Origin of the sequence: Oryzibacillus soli (assembly GCF_051594765.1) — a bacterium.
In the GTDB taxonomy this organism is placed as follows: domain Bacteria; phylum Bacillota; class Bacilli; order Paenibacillales; family NBRC-103111; genus Paenibacillus_AR.
The window spans coordinates 1-14,731 of sequence record NZ_JBPPGJ010000024.1; the positions used below are offsets into that span (position 1 = coordinate 1).

General features: G+C 57.7%; 15 protein-coding genes. 3 read left to right on the forward strand and 12 right to left on the reverse strand.

Annotated elements, in window-relative coordinates; all coding sequences use genetic code 11:
* Positions 1 to 181: 181 nt before the first annotated feature.
* From ACSEXW_RS24720 to coxB, 6 genes are all read right to left on the reverse strand, one after another.
* The gene (locus ACSEXW_RS24720) at positions 182 to 646 is read right to left on the reverse strand and encodes a DUF420 domain-containing protein (protein ID WP_438448865.1); all 465 of its coding nucleotides are present in this window, start codon (positions 644 to 646) and stop codon (positions 182 to 184) included.
* A gap of 73 nt (positions 647 to 719) precedes the next feature.
* Positions 720 to 1,607 carry a cytochrome c oxidase assembly protein gene (locus tag ACSEXW_RS24725; protein ID WP_438448866.1) on the reverse strand — a complete coding sequence of 296 codons (888 nt, stop codon included), beginning with the start codon at positions 1,605 to 1,607 and terminating at the stop codon, positions 720 to 722.
* A gap of 74 nt (positions 1,608 to 1,681) precedes the next feature.
* On the reverse strand, positions 1,682 to 2,005 hold the full coding sequence (locus ACSEXW_RS24730; protein ID WP_438448867.1) for a cytochrome C oxidase subunit IV family protein: 324 nt from the start codon (positions 2,003 to 2,005) through the stop codon (positions 1,682 to 1,684).
* 4 nt (positions 2,006 to 2,009) lie between these two features.
* Positions 2,010 to 2,633, reverse strand: a complete 624-nt coding sequence (locus ACSEXW_RS24735) for a cytochrome (ubi)quinol oxidase subunit III (RefSeq protein WP_438448868.1) — start codon at positions 2,631 to 2,633, stop codon at positions 2,010 to 2,012.
* Positions 2,633 to 4,483 carry a cytochrome c oxidase subunit I gene (gene ctaD / locus ACSEXW_RS24740; RefSeq protein WP_438448919.1) on the reverse strand — a complete coding sequence of 617 codons (1,851 nt, stop codon included), beginning with the start codon at positions 4,481 to 4,483 and terminating at the stop codon, positions 2,633 to 2,635. Before ctaD ends, ACSEXW_RS24735 begins: the two co-directional genes overlap by 1 nt.
* 68 nt (positions 4,484 to 4,551) lie before the next feature.
* Positions 4,552 to 5,556, reverse strand: coding sequence for a cytochrome c oxidase subunit II (gene coxB, locus ACSEXW_RS24745; RefSeq protein ID WP_438448869.1), 1,005 nt, complete (start codon positions 5,554 to 5,556; stop codon positions 4,552 to 4,554).
* Between the two features lie 468 nt (positions 5,557 to 6,024).
* Here coxB and ACSEXW_RS24750 point away from each other — a divergent pair, with 468 nt between their 5' ends.
* Positions 6,025 to 6,735, forward strand: a complete 711-nt coding sequence (locus tag ACSEXW_RS24750; RefSeq protein WP_438448870.1) for a YhcN/YlaJ family sporulation lipoprotein — start codon at positions 6,025 to 6,027, stop codon at positions 6,733 to 6,735.
* A 364-nt stretch (positions 6,736 to 7,099) separates the two neighbouring features.
* Positions 7,100 to 7,312 carry a hypothetical protein gene (locus ACSEXW_RS24755; protein ID WP_438448871.1) on the forward strand — a complete coding sequence of 71 codons (213 nt, stop codon included), beginning with the start codon at positions 7,100 to 7,102 and terminating at the stop codon, positions 7,310 to 7,312.
* A 452-nt stretch (positions 7,313 to 7,764) separates the two neighbouring features.
* Here ACSEXW_RS24755 and ACSEXW_RS24760 read toward each other — a convergent pair whose 3' ends face one another.
* The 3 genes from ACSEXW_RS24760 to ACSEXW_RS24770 form a co-directional block, all read right to left on the reverse strand.
* The gene (locus ACSEXW_RS24760; protein ID WP_438448872.1) at positions 7,765 to 9,537 is read right to left on the reverse strand and encodes a PH domain-containing protein; all 1,773 of its coding nucleotides are present in this window, start codon (positions 9,535 to 9,537) and stop codon (positions 7,765 to 7,767) included.
* On the reverse strand, positions 9,524 to 10,006 hold the full coding sequence (locus ACSEXW_RS24765) for a PH domain-containing protein (protein ID WP_438448873.1): 483 nt from the start codon (positions 10,004 to 10,006) through the stop codon (positions 9,524 to 9,526). Before ACSEXW_RS24765 ends, ACSEXW_RS24760 begins: the two co-directional genes overlap by 14 nt.
* A gap of 174 nt (positions 10,007 to 10,180) precedes the next feature.
* Entirely contained in the window at positions 10,181 to 11,083 is a 903-nt protein-coding gene (locus ACSEXW_RS24770; RefSeq protein ID WP_438448874.1) for a LysR family transcriptional regulator, read from the reverse strand.
* A 110-nt stretch (positions 11,084 to 11,193) separates the two neighbouring features.
* Here ACSEXW_RS24770 and ACSEXW_RS24775 point away from each other — a divergent pair, with 110 nt between their 5' ends.
* Positions 11,194 to 12,606, forward strand: coding sequence for an MFS transporter (locus ACSEXW_RS24775; RefSeq protein ID WP_438448875.1), 1,413 nt, complete (start codon positions 11,194 to 11,196; stop codon positions 12,604 to 12,606).
* Positions 12,607 to 12,641: 35 nt separating this feature from the next.
* Here ACSEXW_RS24775 and ACSEXW_RS24780 read toward each other — a convergent pair whose 3' ends face one another.
* The 3 genes from ACSEXW_RS24780 to ACSEXW_RS24790 all read right to left on the reverse strand — a co-directional run bounded on the left by ACSEXW_RS24780 (position 12,642) and on the right by ACSEXW_RS24790 (position 14,656).
* Positions 12,642 to 12,905, reverse strand: coding sequence for a metal-sensing transcriptional repressor (locus ACSEXW_RS24780; RefSeq protein WP_438448876.1), 264 nt, complete (start codon positions 12,903 to 12,905; stop codon positions 12,642 to 12,644).
* Positions 12,906 to 13,004: 99 nt separating this feature from the next.
* Positions 13,005 to 13,340, reverse strand: a complete 336-nt coding sequence (locus tag ACSEXW_RS24785; RefSeq protein WP_438448877.1) for a thioredoxin family protein — start codon at positions 13,338 to 13,340, stop codon at positions 13,005 to 13,007.
* Positions 13,328 to 14,656, reverse strand: a complete 1,329-nt coding sequence (locus ACSEXW_RS24790; RefSeq protein WP_438448878.1) for an MFS transporter — start codon at positions 14,654 to 14,656, stop codon at positions 13,328 to 13,330. The genes ACSEXW_RS24785 and ACSEXW_RS24790 overlap by 13 nt, the downstream gene beginning before the upstream one ends.
* Positions 14,657 to 14,731: the final 75 nt, after the last annotated feature.

Consider the following 14,731-nt stretch of genomic DNA (forward strand, 5'->3'; position numbering starts at 1 on the left):
TCCATCCTTTGTTCTCCTTCGATACTTTTTAGCGGTTGGCAGACCGGCTAAAATTTTATCATCGAGTTCAAAGGATTGACTACTCATAGCTATAAGCTTCCTGAACCCCCAGTCGAACTGGGGGTTTTCTTATACAAAAAAAAGACCGGCATCATCGCCGGTCTCTTCCATTCCCAACCGTTTATCCGCCGAAGATCGCGTCGATCACCGGCTTGGTGTCCCCGCCCGGGTACATCAGGTACAGGAGCACGTACACCATGACGCCGGTCGGTGCCGTGCACAGCCACATGACGGCGGTCCAGCGGCCGATCTTCTTGTGCTTGGCGAAGTTCTTCTTGAACGCCTGCGCCAGCGTCACCAGCCCGAACACGCCGGACACGGTGGCCAGCACAATGTGGAAGATCAAGAACACGAAGTACGCATCCCGCACCCACACCGGCGCTTCCTCGGAGAACGAGGTGTTGCCGACAAAGATGGTCCGGGCCACATACAAGAGGAAGAATATCAGCGCGAAGATCGCGCCGGTCAGCATCAGCTTCTGATGCTGCTCCTGCCGGCCCTTGACGATGGCGGCCCAGCCGAAGCCGACGAATACGGCGCTTATGACGATACAGATCGTGCAAATGGTTGGCAGCAAGTGATCCATAGTGAAAATCCCGTCCGTTTCTGTTGGAAAATGGGAAGCCGCCCGGCCTGCGGGCACCGGAGCACCCGGTGTCTCAAGCGCGGTTGAGCCCCCCGTTGGCCGCAGCCCGCGCCGCGACGGCAGACGGGGCGTTGGGATCGCCGGGGTAGTCCTCTTCCCTTCTCTCCATACGATACCATTTCATGAAGCTGTATGCCAATACGAAGCCGTAAACAATTTCCTGAATGATCTTCATGACTACGCCGCCCATCTGCTGGTCGTCCAGCCCGTGGAGCCATCCGATCAGCACCGGAGCGTCCAGATAGGCGTCATACACCAGATCCTTCGCGAAGATGATCAGCGCGCACGCCGGCGTCAGCAGCACGCCGTTGGCGAAGATGTACGCCATACGCTGCAGATTCGACAGTCGGTTCCACTCCGGCAGCGGGCTGAAGACGGGGAACCACATCTGGAACGCCGCGGCAAGGAGCACCAAGTGATAGCCCGTATGCAGCACCGGCACATCATACACGTGGTTGAACACCATCGGAATGTGGTAGATCGAGAAGATCATATTGAAGCTGACGATGGCAATCAAGGGCTGGGTGAACGGGTATACCAGACGGCGGGCCCACTTGCCTCCCAGCACCGGACGCACCAGCCATGCGGGAAGCCCCAGGTACAGGAGCGGCGGCATGATCAGGTACAGCATGGATTGCTGCAGCATATGGGCGCTGAACAGATCCATGTGGCCGTAGAAGCTGATGGGCGTACCCTCCGCCCCCCAGAACACCAGCAGGCCGGAGAGGAAGTAGAACTTCATCTTCCCCGATACCCTGGTGTAATCCTTCCAGGCGGAGCCGGCAGACCCCGTGATATAGAGATAGGCGAACGCGATGCCCAGCGTCAGGAGCAGAATCCACGGATTCCACAGGTCGAGCAGTCCGGGCGCGCCCGCATGCATATGCTGCGTGTGATCCATTTTCCGTACCTCCATGCCTTGCATAATGGAAAAAAGAAGCGGGTTAAGATGATCTTAATCCGCCTCTTTATTTGTTACCACCAGATCCAATAGACGCCTGCGGCGACCGCCGTCAGCGCGATGATGCTTCCGAAGCAGAGGCCGATGATCGCATAGACGTGGCCGCGGTCCTTCATATGCATCCAGTACGCCAGCTGCAGCACGACCTGAACCACCGCCATGACGATCAGGAACGGTACCAGGAAGGCCTTGGTCATTCCTCCGTACAGCACGGCCGCGAAGGCCAGCATGGTCAGAAGAATGGAGCCGGCGAAGGTCAGATAGTGATTCTTGGGGCCCTCCAGCTTGTGGCGCACCTTGGGGCCTGTGGAGGAAGTGTGCTGGTTCTCTGCGCTCATCGTGTTAGCCCACCTTTCCCATCAGATAAACCACGGTGAAGATGAACACCCAGACTACGTCGATAAAGTGCCAGTACAGCGAGGCCACGAAGAACTTCGGAGCCGTTACGACCGTTAGGCCCTTCTCCAAGCCTTGGAAGATCAACAGTCCGATCCAGAGCACCCCGAACGCGACGTGTGCGCCGTGGAAGCCGACCAGCGTATAGAACGAGGTGGCAAAAGCGCTGGACGTGAAGGTGTGCCCTTCATGGACATAATGGATGAACTCGTAAATCTCGAGGCCCAGGAACGCGCCCCCCAGGGCGATGGTCACGCCGAGCCAGCCCAGCGTGGCGCCCAGCTTGTGGCGGTGCATGGACATCATGGCCATGACGCTCGTCAAGGAGGAGGTCAACAGGATGAAGGTGGCGATGCCGACCATGGAGAGGTCGAACAGCTCCTTGGCGGTCGGACCGTCCGGCACCTGGTTGCGCAGGGCGATGAAGGTGGCGAAGAGCGTACCGAACAGTACGGTTTCGCCGCCAAGGAACAGCCAGAAGCCAAGAATCTTGTTGCGTCCCTCGAGCGTCGCTTTTTCCGGATCGTGCGGAAGCACTCCGTCCGTATGATGGGCGTGTACGTTGCTCATTATGCCTTCACCCCTTTGTCTTCAAGCTCTTCCTTCTCGATATGCCAGCCGTGGTCGTCATAGACGGAGCGGACGAACATCCCGCCGAGCGTAATAACCAGGCCGATGCCCGAGATGATGTAGTTGTGGAACAGGAAGTCCAGAACGCCGTTCGCAATCTCCACCTTCGGGTTGCCGTACATGAAGCCCAGGCCGGCGACGAAGAGGCCGAAGGACATGACGAGCGGAACGATGGAGCCGGAAGGCATGTGGATGGAGCCCAGAGGCTCGGCGGCGGGCACTTGGCCGTTGCCGTCCATCTTTTCTTTCCATACGGCATCGAGGCCGCGGATCAGCGGAAGCTGCTTGAAGTTGTACTCCGGAGCCGGGGACGGAATCGCCCACTCCAGGGTACGGCCGTCCCACGGATCGGCGGGAGCGGTTTTCGGCTTGCGCAGGGTGATGATGATGTTGGCTACGAACAGGATGGTGCCGATCGTCATGCCGAAGGCTCCGATGGTGGAGATCAGGTTCAGATCGTTCCAGCCGTTATTCTCGAGATAGGTGTAGACGCGCCGCGGCATCCCCATGAGGCCCAGGAAGTGCTGCACGAAGAACGTCAGATGGAAGCCGATGAAGAAGGTCCAGAAGTGCCACTTGCCCAAGGTTTCGTTCAGCATGCGGCCGAACATCTTCGGCCACCAGTAGTAGAAGCCTGCGAACAAGCCCAGCACCAGACCGCCTACGATAACATAGTGGAAGTGCGCGACGACGAAGTAGGTGTCATGCAGCTGGAAGTCCGCGTCCGGGGAGGCCAGCATCACGCCGGTGGTACCGCCCATAACGAACGTCGGGATAAAAGCCAGCGCCCACAGATTCGCCGTGGTGAACCGGATTTGTCCGCCCCACAGGGTGAACAGCCAGTTGAAGATCTTGACGCCGGTCGGGACCGCGATCGCCATGGTGGCGATACCGAAGATGGCGTTGGCCACCGGACCCATGCCGACGGAGAACATATGGTGCGCCCAGACCATGAAGCCCAGGAAGCCGATCAGCACGGTGGCGAACACCATGGAGCTGTAGCCGAACAGACGCTTGCGGGCGAAGGTGGCCACAACTTCGGAGATGATGCCGAAGGCCGGTACGATCAGGATGTAAACTTCGGGGTGCCCGAAGATCCAGAACAAGTGCTGCCAGAGGACCACGTTGCCGCCTTTGTCCGGGTTGAAGAAGTTGCCGCCGAACAGGCGGTCGAACATAAGCTCGACCAAGCCGACCGTAATCGCCGGGAAGGCAAAAAGAATGAGTGCCGACGTGACGAAGGTCGTCCAGGTGAAGAGCGGCATGCGCATGAAGGTCATGCCCGGCGCTCTCATGTTGATGATGGTGACGAGGAAGTTGATGCCCCCGATCAGCGTACCGATACCGGAAATCTGCAGGCCGACGACGTAGAAGTCGACGCCCATGCCGCTATGGTTCGGATCGGAGAGGGGCGCGTAGGCCGTCCAGCCTGCATCCGGAGCGCCGCCCAGCAGCCAGCTGATGTTGAGCAGCAGGCCGCCGAAGAAGAACAGCCAGAAGCCCAATGCGTTCACGAACGGGAACGCAACGTCCCGCGCGCCGATCTGCAGCGGCATGATGGCGTTCATGAAGCCGAGCAGAAGCGGCATGGCCGCGAAGAAGATCATGGTGGTGCCATGCATCGTGATCAGCTCGTTGAAGGTGCCGCCGACGTAGATGGTCTGCTCCGGGAACATCAGCTGGATCCGGATCAGAAGCGCCTCGAAGCCCCCGATCAGGAAGAAGAAGCCGCCGGCAAGCAGATAGAGAATGCCGATTTTTTTATGGTCAACGGTGGTAAGCCAATCCATGATGCCTGTACGCCGCTTAACCGTATGGGGATGAGCCACGGTCGTACCCTCCTTCTCTATAGTCTGTCTTATTTCAGGGTGTTGAGATATTGAACCAGGTCATTCAGTTGGGTGTCGTTCAGCTTATCCTTGAATTCCGGCATCTTGTTGCCCGGCTTCACGGTTTGGCCGTTGGTGATCCATTCCTTCAGCTTCTGGTCGTTGTGCTCCAGAATGCCGGCGATCCGTTCCTTGTTGGCCAGGCCGTTCAGGTTCGGACCCAAGCCGCCGCCGTCCGGGGATACCGCGTGGCAGGCGAGACAGTTGTCCTTGAAGATCTGCTGGCCTTTGGCGGCGTTTGCAGAAACCTGGGTTGCCCCGGTCATCTTCGCGGTCCACTGCGCGAATTCGGCTTCGGATACCGCCACCACCTTGAAGTCCATCAAAGCGTGTGAGGCGCCGCACAGCTCCGCGCATTTGCCCTGGAACACGCCCTCTTCGCTGGCCTCAAGGGACCAGATGTTGGTCATGCCCGGGTTGGTATCGATCTTCCCGCCCAAGGACGGCACCCAGAAGGAGTGGTTCACGTCCGCGGAGGTCAGTTTGAAGGCGATCTTCTTGCCTACCGGAATCACGAGATCCTGGGAGGTCTTGATGCCGAGCTTCGGATAATCGAATTCCCACCAGAACTGATGTGCGGTTACTTCGACGACGACGGCGTCGGGATCATTGGTATAATCCTTCGAATGCTGGAAGGTGTAGTACACGGTAGGCACCGCGATGACGACCAGCAGCAGAATCGGAATGGCGGTCCAGATCACTTCGAGGATATGGCTGCCTTCCACCTGCTTCGGGATGGAGTTATCCCCTTCACGCTTGCGGTAACGGACCAGCACGTACACGTAGATGGCCAGAACCACGGCGATGACAAGAATCATGACCCCCAAGCTGATCATAATGACGTTCAGCTGCTCTTCGGCCCTCGGCCCCTTCGGATCCAGCGCGGAAATCGAAGGGTCACCGCAGCCGGCCAGCAGCAGCGCCATCAAGGCCGACATGGAAGCCAGACGACGAAAACCTTTCCACCGACTCATTACGGATCTACCTCATTTCTCTCTATTGTTAGAAATCTCAGCAAGTGTAGCCGACTAGACCGGGCGGGTCCGGACATCCCCGTGAGGCTTGCCCTCCGGATTCCGCTTAATGCGTAACCCCTACCCCCAAAACATGGTGCATCGTTGCCATGAAACAAGCTGTGCAATAAAACAAATTATTCCTTAAAGAGAACTAATTAAAAATGCCCAAATGCTTATTACCACTTTTGCTCGTAATATGTCAATCGCTTAAGTCACTTTCTAACTATAAATTTGTTACAGATTTTTGTCAACGCATTAGATAAAGTTCACAAAACGTTCTAAATTAAGCCATTTTCTTCATTTTACGTCCCATTTAAACTCTTTCTCTGTTGCACAAGTTGCATGAGCTTCCCAGTGAATCGTTCGCATAAATCCCTTCATATAATAGAAACCTACGCCTATATCCGACTTCTCTGGAGGGTGAATATGATGGGGAAACGGACCAACTGGGCAAGAGGCATGCTCGGGTTGACGGCCCTGGGGTTGACAGTCGTCTCCGGCTGCTATGAGATCAATCCGGGGGATAAACGCAACGAGACGAATTACAGCAGCAAGAGCGCGGAATCCGCCGCGGACGACGGGCCCCGCGCGTATGGCTCCGAGCTGAACGGGCTGCTCATGCACCGGAATACCAAGCTGGCTTATGACGAGAAGCTGTCTGCCGCCGTCTCGGACGTACCCGGAGTGGCTCAGGGCTATGTCCTGGTGACGGACAGCAACGCGTACGTGGCGCTGATGACCGACCATACGGCCACCGGGACCTCCGGAGGCCAAGCCAGCCGTTATGAGACCAACAATACGGGCACCCAGGACGGATTCTACGATAACCGGACAGGCTCGAACACGGTGCCCGACCCCGACTGGATCGCCAGCGGCACCAACAGCTGGGGCACGGTGCGGGACCACGAGGACCTGTCCCACCCGTTCAAGCAGACGGTGGCCCTGAAGGTGCGGGAGCTGAAGCCCGATGTGAAGGATGTCTTCATCTCGGCCAACCGCGACTTCATCAACCAGGTGAACAAGCTGTCCCAGGAGCAGTGGATGGGGCGCTCTCTGGATCCTTTTGTGCAACAATTTAATGCAATGTGTGACCAGGTGTTTTCGTATCCGAACGGGTATCGTCATGCAATCGATTGAATAACGGGATGGGGCCTGCTGGTACAGGCCCCATTTTTTTGCGCGTTCGCTGGCTGTTCGCAGGGGATTCTCAATAACGAATGCCCGAAACGGTTGACGGCGTGTCTGGTGAGGAACCCGATGACGGGAGCTCGAATTTCAGGTGGGGAAGGAAATTTCCAATTGATGGGGAATACCTTAAGATATAAAGGTTTTCATATTGGGGAGGAACCTGAATTGGGACTATTTCTTCTATTTGTTGTTGCGGCTTGTATGCTGATTCTGATCTCGACCAGCCTGGACCGGAGAAGCGTCCGCAAGAACGGGGCCAGACGGCGGGGCAGCGATTCGTCCAGCGGGGATGTCATGCCGTTCATGTGGACGGATGACGACGACGGCCATCGCAATCGCCACCACGACGGCGGTGGAAGCCATCATCACCACGGTGGCGGGCATCACCACGGAGGGGACGACGGTGGCGGCTGCTCGGACAGCGGCGGCGGCTTCGACGGTGGCGGCGGGGATTGCGGCGGCGGAGATGGCGGTGGCGGGGGAGATTGATTCTACCCACGACATAGCCACCGGCTGGACCGGTTAGGAAGTGCTGCAAGCCAGCGCCCGTAGGCGCTCTGGAGTGGCTGCCAACCGCGGCGGGTTGCGGCTAGCCTCTATAGGGGCCTCTTTTACTTGGCCTTTACACCGGCTCACCCGTATCTCGTTCCGTACCCTTCCGTTAGATCAACGGCCTATTTGCCCTTCATTCATTATTTTCACGTACATCGACACGATGAAAGGCATTTTTGCCTTTGATTAGGGGATAAGGATCCTCTTTGGAACTCAACGGGGTAACAAGCGGCATTTTTGCCTTTGATCTCGAACTTTGTTTTTTATCGTGGCGATCAGAGGCAATCGTGCCTTTGGTTGCGATGCAAAAAAAGAGGACCTGCGCTCCAAGAGCCAGGTCCTAAACGTTATATTATCAAAAAGGGGGTCGAGATTTAGTATAGGCGCCGAACGTTAAAGGAAGATGAACCGAATATTACGGTTGTATTACAAATCCGTCCGGACGCCAGGCTTCGGATCTGCCGGAATCCCGTTCCGTCCTGCTCCGTGCAGCAGCTCTATCGCCGTGCTGTAGGACAGCCCCTTCATGCGGTAGTGCGACCCCAGGGGACCTGCCGCCAGGGACAGCCGGAGAGCGGCCAGCCCGCTTCTGCGCTGCAGCGGGTTCTGGGCGACGGTCAAGTATTGGATCCGGCGTGCCGGCACGATCAGGACGCTGTCCGTCAGATACCCGTGGCGCAAGGACAACCTGCCCCCCTCTACGGCATATCCGGCCTTGCGGTAGGAACGGTAGCCTCCCGCCGCGGCCAGCGCTGCGGCCAAGAAGCCCCACTCCCCGTAGGGCAGCAGCCACCAGGCGGCCCCAGACGCGGCAGCCAGTATGAGAGGCAGCGGGAGCATGTAGCCCCACAGCGCCTTGCCCGGCAGAGAGCGGAAGGGGATCTGATCCGGAGCAGCCGCGAATTCCGGGCAGAGCTCCCGCAGGAAGGGCTCCAGCTCCTCCTCCCGCATGAGCGGGAACAGGAGGGTGCTCTCCCCCTGCCGGTTGCCGTAGCCGGCGCATACGACATGGACGGCGGCCAGCCGGAACGGGCGCCAGATCAGCTCCCGGGTGATCCGGACCGCCTGGATCCTCCGCACCGGAAGCGTCACCTTGTTCCGTTCCAGTAGCCCCCGGGTGATCCGGAGATCCCCTCCATGCAGGCTGACCGTGAAGCCGGCGAAGCGGACGATGGAGCTGCCCACGGCCAGCAGCCAGGAGAAGAACAGCACCGCTGCAGCCAGCAGTAGGAACACCCTCGGTCCGGACAGCTCCGCCAGCAGCCGGAACGGCCGGAAGCCGGGGAACACGTCATCTGCCTGGGACAGGCCTGCGAACAGCAGGGAGATGCCGACGCCCAGGTTGTTGACGGTGAGCCCCGCCAGGAACAGCCGGCCCGCCGGCAGACGGTAGACCGGCTCCTGCTCCGGCGCTGTGGCCGGGGCGACTGCTGTGCGGCTCCCGCCGAGCGGGAGAGGCGCGCTTGCGCCCGGGGCGGCCGTGTCCGGGGGTGCCCCCGAGGCGGCAGCCTCAGCGGCCGCAGGCGGCTCCGCAGCATGCGCCGAGGCCGCGGGCCTGGCAGCGCCAGGCGGCGTGGCGCTTCCGGCGTACGCTGCGGGAGGCGGCCCCGCCGGAAGCGCGGCTGCCGGGCCTTCGCCGCAGCTGCCGTACGCCGCCGGCGCGTCACCGGCGTAGGCGACGCCTGCGGTAAGCGCAGCCTCTCCGCCCCCGCCTACCGCCCCTACCTCTGCGCCGCCGACGGCCGCTTCCCCTCGGAGCGCCCGCTCCAGCCATTGGGCCTCGCTGCGCGAGAGCGCGGTGAAGACGGCCTCCGGCTTGGTCCCTCCGGCCGTCTGGACTTGAACCTGCACCAGCCCGAAGACCCGGTGCAGGATGCCCTCCGAGGTGTCCAGCGTCTGGACACGGCCGAGCGGGATGCTCATCTGCTTCTTCACCAGGACGCCCGCTTCAATCCGGAGCGCCCCGTCCTCCACCTGGTACCGGAACCACCACCACCGGAGGAAGCCCCAGACGAAGGCGCCTACCACCAGAGCCGCTCCTACCGCCAGCCTCCAATAGAGGTCCCGGTCCGATCCCTCCCGCTGGAACCCATGTGAGACGAACAGCACCAGAAGCGGAATAAGCAGCTCCTTCAGATGGCGGAGGGAGCTCAGAACGATCATCAGCTTGTGCTGGCGCTTGCCGTCAGATATCTTCATGCGCAAGCCTCGCCAAGCCGCTGATTCTCTGGCGGACTTCATCCGCCGTACCCGCATCCAGCCCCGGAATCTCGTGACTTCCCGCAGCTGTGGAGAACGTGATTCCGGCCAGCCCGTACCGTCTCATGACGGGTCCCATCTTCAGGTCCACATGCTGGACGCGCACCATGGGGATCACCGTTCTCCGTACGGTCCAGAAGCCGCGGAGGAGATCAATCTCGTCCTCGCGTATTTCATATCTCCAGGTTCTCCACATATAGGGCGGGCGGACGTAGCCGGCCAGTCCGATCTCCAAGACTCCGGCAAGAGCCGCCACAGCCCCAAGCCACCACGGCCACGACCACATGTACCAAGCCGCCAGCAGCCCAGCGGCCGCCAACAGCAGCCCTCCTCCTGCCAGCCAGGCGGTCAGCCTCCATACCCGGATCATCCGCCGGTCGATCCGCTCGACAGGCATCCTCGTTTCCATGTCCATCCCTCCTACTGGCTCCATTGTAAGGGATGGCCCCCATCCCTTGCCAATCGAATCGGACCCGCTCTCTTTCGTTATCGCCCTTACTGCTGCTTCATCATATTAAAGTGGATGCAATAAATGCAGAAACCCGGCCTCGGATACCGGCCGGGTCATAAGACGCTGAAGCTTTTATTTCTCTCCTGATTGCATTGTCTGCTTGGATAACGTCCCAAAATAGTCTGCAACGACCTCACGGAATTCCAGGGCAGCCCGCGAAATGTATCGGCTCCTGTGCCACAGCAAAGCAATCTCCCGTACCAATTCGTGATTCTCGACCTGAAGATATTTGATATGTTCCCATGATTGCTTTGCCGTACTTGGTATGAAGGCTATGCCAATTTCTGCTTCAACAAGTGTGCTTAACCTTGCAGGCTCGTCTCCCTCATACACGTATTTAGGCGCAAATCCTACCGATTGGCATACAGAGTCCACTAAATCGCGAACGCCGTAGCCTCTTTTTACACCGACAAACCATTCCTCCTTTAGTTCCGTCAAGGAGACGCTATCTCGGTTTGCCAACCGATGCCCCTTTGGTACAGCTACAAGGATGGGGTCGATGAATACGATTTGACATTCAATATCATCCCCTTGAACAGGAGCTGAAGACAAGCAGAGATCGACCTCTCCTCTTTGAAGAAGCATCACCATTTCCTGCGAGTTGAGCATTTGCACATGAAATTGGATATTGGGCCGCTTTTTCCGAAATTCACGAAGGATATGTGGCAACGGACTTGCGGTGGTCACCGCCAATTCGAGTGTCCCCTGTTCAGGGCTTAATAAATCGCTAATCTCTTGCTTCCCTTGTTCCAATTCAAACAATGCCCTTTCTGCACGGCGAAGGAACCTGCTTCCGAACTCATTCAATCGCAGCTTCCTCCCGGTTCGATCGAAAAGAGAGACCCCCAGATCCTCCTCCAAGCGTTGAATCGTTCTGCTTAGAGACGATTGAGTCACGTGCAGACTTTGTGCAGCTTCGGTCACATGTTCCAACCGAGCTACCGCGAGAAAATATTGCAGTTGAAGAAGTTCCATATCGCTCCTCTCATTCCCTCCAATGCATGAAATTATAACATGAAATGCGTTGGAATAAATGACCCTTTTCAAATACGATGAAAGCATGTCGTATTGGGAGGGGATTTACAATGAGTGTCAGCAACAAGCGGTTGATCATTTCTGTCGGACTGGGAATACTCTTGAACCCATTAAATTCTTCGATGGTTTCGGTGGCCATTGCACGGCTTCAAGATGTGTACCGACTTGATTTTACAGGAATTTCATGGATCATTTCTTCTTTCTACATCGCCAGTGCTATCGCCCAACCTATCATGGGAAGGGCCAGCGATTTATTCGGCCGCCGGAAGATTTTTATTACCGGGCTTGTTGTAGCCTTCATAGCATCATTACTCGCTCCACTATCACCAAACTTTGGGTGGCTCATCGCGTTCCGCATAGTGCAATCCTTCGGAACAAGTATGATGGTTGCGGTTGGAATGGCTATTGTACGAATTTATATCACGGAGAAACAAGCGACTGCCTTGTCTGTATTGTCCATATTTCTATCCGGGGCTGCCGCATTGGGACCCTTCATTGGCGGAGTCTTGATTCACTGGTGGGATTGGCATGCTATCTTTCTCATCAATATTCCGTTCGTATTGGCGAGCTTTCTGTTAGCATGGAGGACTATTCCTAAGGACGAGTCACCAACATCCGTTACACGCAACATGTCCTTTCGTAAATGGTTGGATTGGATTGATGCATCAGGGATCCTGCTCTTCACAGTGGGTCTGGTTTCCCTGCTCGTTGGATTAATGTCAGCCGAATCAACAGGTCATGTCTCATTAAGATATGTCATTGTAGGGCTGGTAGGCCTCGTGACGTTGGGCGCTTTCGTAAGACACGAGTTAAAAGCGGGGGCACCCTTTCTTCCTTTGCGATCCTTTGCCAAATATCCTGCAATGACTTGGGTTAATGTCCAATTCATGCTTGTTAACGCACTTTTTTACTCGCTCTTTTTCGGGCTTCCGTCCTACTTGCAAATGGTACGACAGGTTAGCGAGTTCCATACAGGGCTTCTCATGCTAAGCTTGGGCTTGTGCTCGCTCGCTGCTTCTCCATTGGCAGGACGATGGATCGATCATTCAGGGCCCCGGCCAGCATTGCTCTTGTCCGGAATGCTGATGACATTGGGGTCAATATGGATCGTTACATGGAACCAAACCTCACCGGTTATCAGTGTATGTGTAACTTTAGCGTTATTCGGCATCAGCAACGGATTAAACAGTGTCGGCATGCAAGCGGCCTTGTTCCAAATTTCTCCAAAAGAAATCATTGGGGTAGCCTCTGGATTATTTAATACATCAAGATACCTGGGAACCATTCTTTCTTCATTGCTGATCGGTATCGTAATGAGAGGTACGTTCAGCTTCGAGGGATTTCGATACCTTGGGATTATCCTAACAGTATTTGCATTATCTTTGGTATTCATGAATCGGCGCTCCGTGAGGCAGGACCATGGCAGGAGTGGCAGGTCATCCATACTCAAGAGGCCGGAATAAAAAAAGGCCGGGCTTGCGAAGCCCGGCCTTGCCTGCTATTTGCTCTTGATGAACAGCTCGACGGCGTCCTTCACCAGCTTGCTGGAGTTCTTCCCGGCCTTCTCCTCCAGGATGTTCTTCTCCAGATTGGTCGCGACGACGTAGGCGATGGTCTTGTCGACGGCGCTCCGGACAGCGGCCAACTGGCTGACCACATCCTTGCAAGCCTCGTCCTCCTCCATCATCTTGAGTACTCCCCGGACTTGGCCTTCAATCCGCTTCAACCGTTTCTTCACGTCATCATCGAATTTCACCGGCATCGCCTCCCATACCCATATAGGTATTATTATGAAGGAAGGCGCTTTCGGCTGCAACGGGTTTTTTCACGGTACGGCAGGCGGTGTCTGGTCAGTCCCTTGTCATTCCTCGGGCTCCCTCAGCAATAGCCGCAGCAGCTCCTCCTTGGGCCGGTAGCCCGCCAAGTGAGCGGTCTCCCTGCCGTCCCGGAACAGCTTCATGCTGGGGATGCCCCGGACCTTCAGACGGAACAGGAGCTCCCGGTTGTCGTCCGCATTCACCCGCGCCACCACGGCCCGGTCCCCCGCCTCCGCCGCCAGCTCCTCCAGGATCGGCATCATCCGCTGGCAGGGTTCGCACCAAGGGGCCCAGAACTCCACCAGAACCGGACGGTCCGCCTCCAACACCCGATAGTTGAAGCTATCCTCGTCCACGTCGATCCAGCTTATGCCTCCCATGCGCGCTCCCCTTTCCCTTCAACGGGAACTCCTGCAGCCGCAGGTGTGGCCAGCTCCACCGCCGGAACGGCCTTGCCGGTCTCATGCTCGGCCGACAGCTTGGGCAGGGTAGCCGCGTACAGCAGCGCCGCCACCAGAATACATCCTCCTACCCCCAAGTAAACCGCCTCCAGCGACATCCACCGGGGATAAAACATCGCCACCAGCCCCAGCGCCATAGACTGGGACAGCATCATGACCGGTCCGATCCAGGAGTTGACCCGGCCCTGATAGGCGGGATCGATAATGTGGGGCAGCCAGCCCCCGAGGGCCACATTGACCGGCGCGATGAGGAAGCCCAGCAGCAGGGTGGCCGACAGATACACCCATACGTTCGGCGTGAACGCCAGCACCGTTCCGACCACGACCTCTCCCAGCAGGCCTGCGACAATGACGCGGACGTAGCCCCATTTTTGCACGACGAGGTTACCGAGAATGCTTCCCGCCAGCACCCCGATGCCCAGGCTGATGGCGAAGAAGGAGCTGAACTGCTCGTAATGGTCCGGGGACAGCTTATACTTCATGGTGAACATCGGAAGAACCGCAAAAGCGCCGTTCACAAAGCCGAAAATGCCGAAGCCCAGAATCAGCGCCAACAGCAGCTTGTTGCGGAAAATGTACGCCAGCCCGTCGCGGAAGTCCTTCACCACCATGGACAGCTTAAGCTCCGCCAACCGGGTCCGCCCATTGGGAAGACGAACCTCCTCGCGGATCCGGCAGGCGGTGATCAACAGCCCTGAGACGAGGAAGCTGGCGGCGTCCAGCAGGACGGCTCCTTCGATGCCGACATACCGGTAGGCCAGAGCACCCAAGCCCATGCCGAACAGCATGAACACGCCGAAGATCATCTGGTTCAGCCCCGCCGCCTGGGTGTACTGCTCCGGATCCAGCACGCCCTGCACCAGCCCCGCCTCAGCCGGCTCAAAGAATTTGCCCACGGCGCTCCGCAGGAACAGCACCCCGAACACCAGAGGCATCACGTCCGTAAACAGCACTCCGAAGAGGCCCATCGTCAGAAGCATCCGGATCCAGTCGCTCCAGGCACAGATCCGCTTGCGGTCCATCCGGTCCGCCAGGACGCCTACGATGAAGAAGACCAGAAGCGTAGGCGCCGAATACATAAGCTCCGCCAGTGTGGCGTAGAACGGCTTCTCCGCAAACCGGTCCAACAAATAAAACGCAAACGCCATATTGCCCACGGTACTGCCCAGCTGCGAGGTTACATTAGCCACAAACAGCTTGCGGTACGCCGCATTCCGAAACATTCCCTGCATCATGTCCGTTCCACCCGTCTCCGTCAGATATTGGTAACAATCTGACTTCACTATACGCCTCTTCCCCTTAGGCAGGTA

Excerpts from the sequence above, each read along its gene's own strand:
- ACSEXW_RS24790 (WP_438448878.1), bottom strand. The coding sequence starts at position 14,656 with ATGATGCAGGGAATGTTTCGGAATGCGGCGTACCGCAAGCTGTTTGTG.
- ACSEXW_RS24785 (WP_438448877.1), bottom strand. The coding sequence starts at position 13,340 with ATGGGAGGCATAAGCTGGATCGACGTGGACGAGGATAGCTTCAACTAT.
- ACSEXW_RS24755 (WP_438448871.1), top strand. The coding sequence starts at position 7,100 with ATGACGACGACGGCCATCGCAATCGCCACCACGACGGCGGTGGAAGCC.
- ACSEXW_RS24730 (WP_438448867.1), bottom strand. The coding sequence starts at position 2,005 with ATGAGCGCAGAGAACCAGCACACTTCCTCCACAGGCCCCAAGGTGCGC.
- ACSEXW_RS24735 (WP_438448868.1), bottom strand. The coding sequence starts at position 2,633 with ATGAGCAACGTACACGCCCATCATACGGACGGAGTGCTTCCGCACGAT.
- ctaD (WP_438448919.1), bottom strand. The coding sequence starts at position 4,483 with ATGGATTGGCTTACCACCGTTGACCATAAAAAAATCGGCATTCTCTAT.
- ACSEXW_RS24775 (WP_438448875.1), top strand. The coding sequence starts at position 11,194 with ATGAGTGTCAGCAACAAGCGGTTGATCATTTCTGTCGGACTGGGAATA.
- ACSEXW_RS24720 (WP_438448865.1), bottom strand. The coding sequence starts at position 646 with ATGGATCACTTGCTGCCAACCATTTGCACGATCTGTATCGTCATAAGC.
- ACSEXW_RS24765 (WP_438448873.1), bottom strand. The coding sequence starts at position 10,006 with ATGGAAACGAGGATGCCTGTCGAGCGGATCGACCGGCGGATGATCCGG.
- ACSEXW_RS24725 (WP_438448866.1), bottom strand. The coding sequence starts at position 1,607 with ATGGATCACACGCAGCATATGCATGCGGGCGCGCCCGGACTGCTCGAC.
- ACSEXW_RS24760 (WP_438448872.1), bottom strand. The coding sequence starts at position 9,537 with ATGAAGATATCTGACGGCAAGCGCCAGCACAAGCTGATGATCGTTCTG.
- coxB (WP_438448869.1), bottom strand. The coding sequence starts at position 5,556 with ATGAGTCGGTGGAAAGGTTTTCGTCGTCTGGCTTCCATGTCGGCCTTG.
- ACSEXW_RS24750 (WP_438448870.1), top strand. The coding sequence starts at position 6,025 with ATGATGGGGAAACGGACCAACTGGGCAAGAGGCATGCTCGGGTTGACG.
- ACSEXW_RS24770 (WP_438448874.1), bottom strand. The coding sequence starts at position 11,083 with ATGGAACTTCTTCAACTGCAATATTTTCTCGCGGTAGCTCGGTTGGAA.
- ACSEXW_RS24780 (WP_438448876.1), bottom strand. The coding sequence starts at position 12,905 with ATGCCGGTGAAATTCGATGATGACGTGAAGAAACGGTTGAAGCGGATT.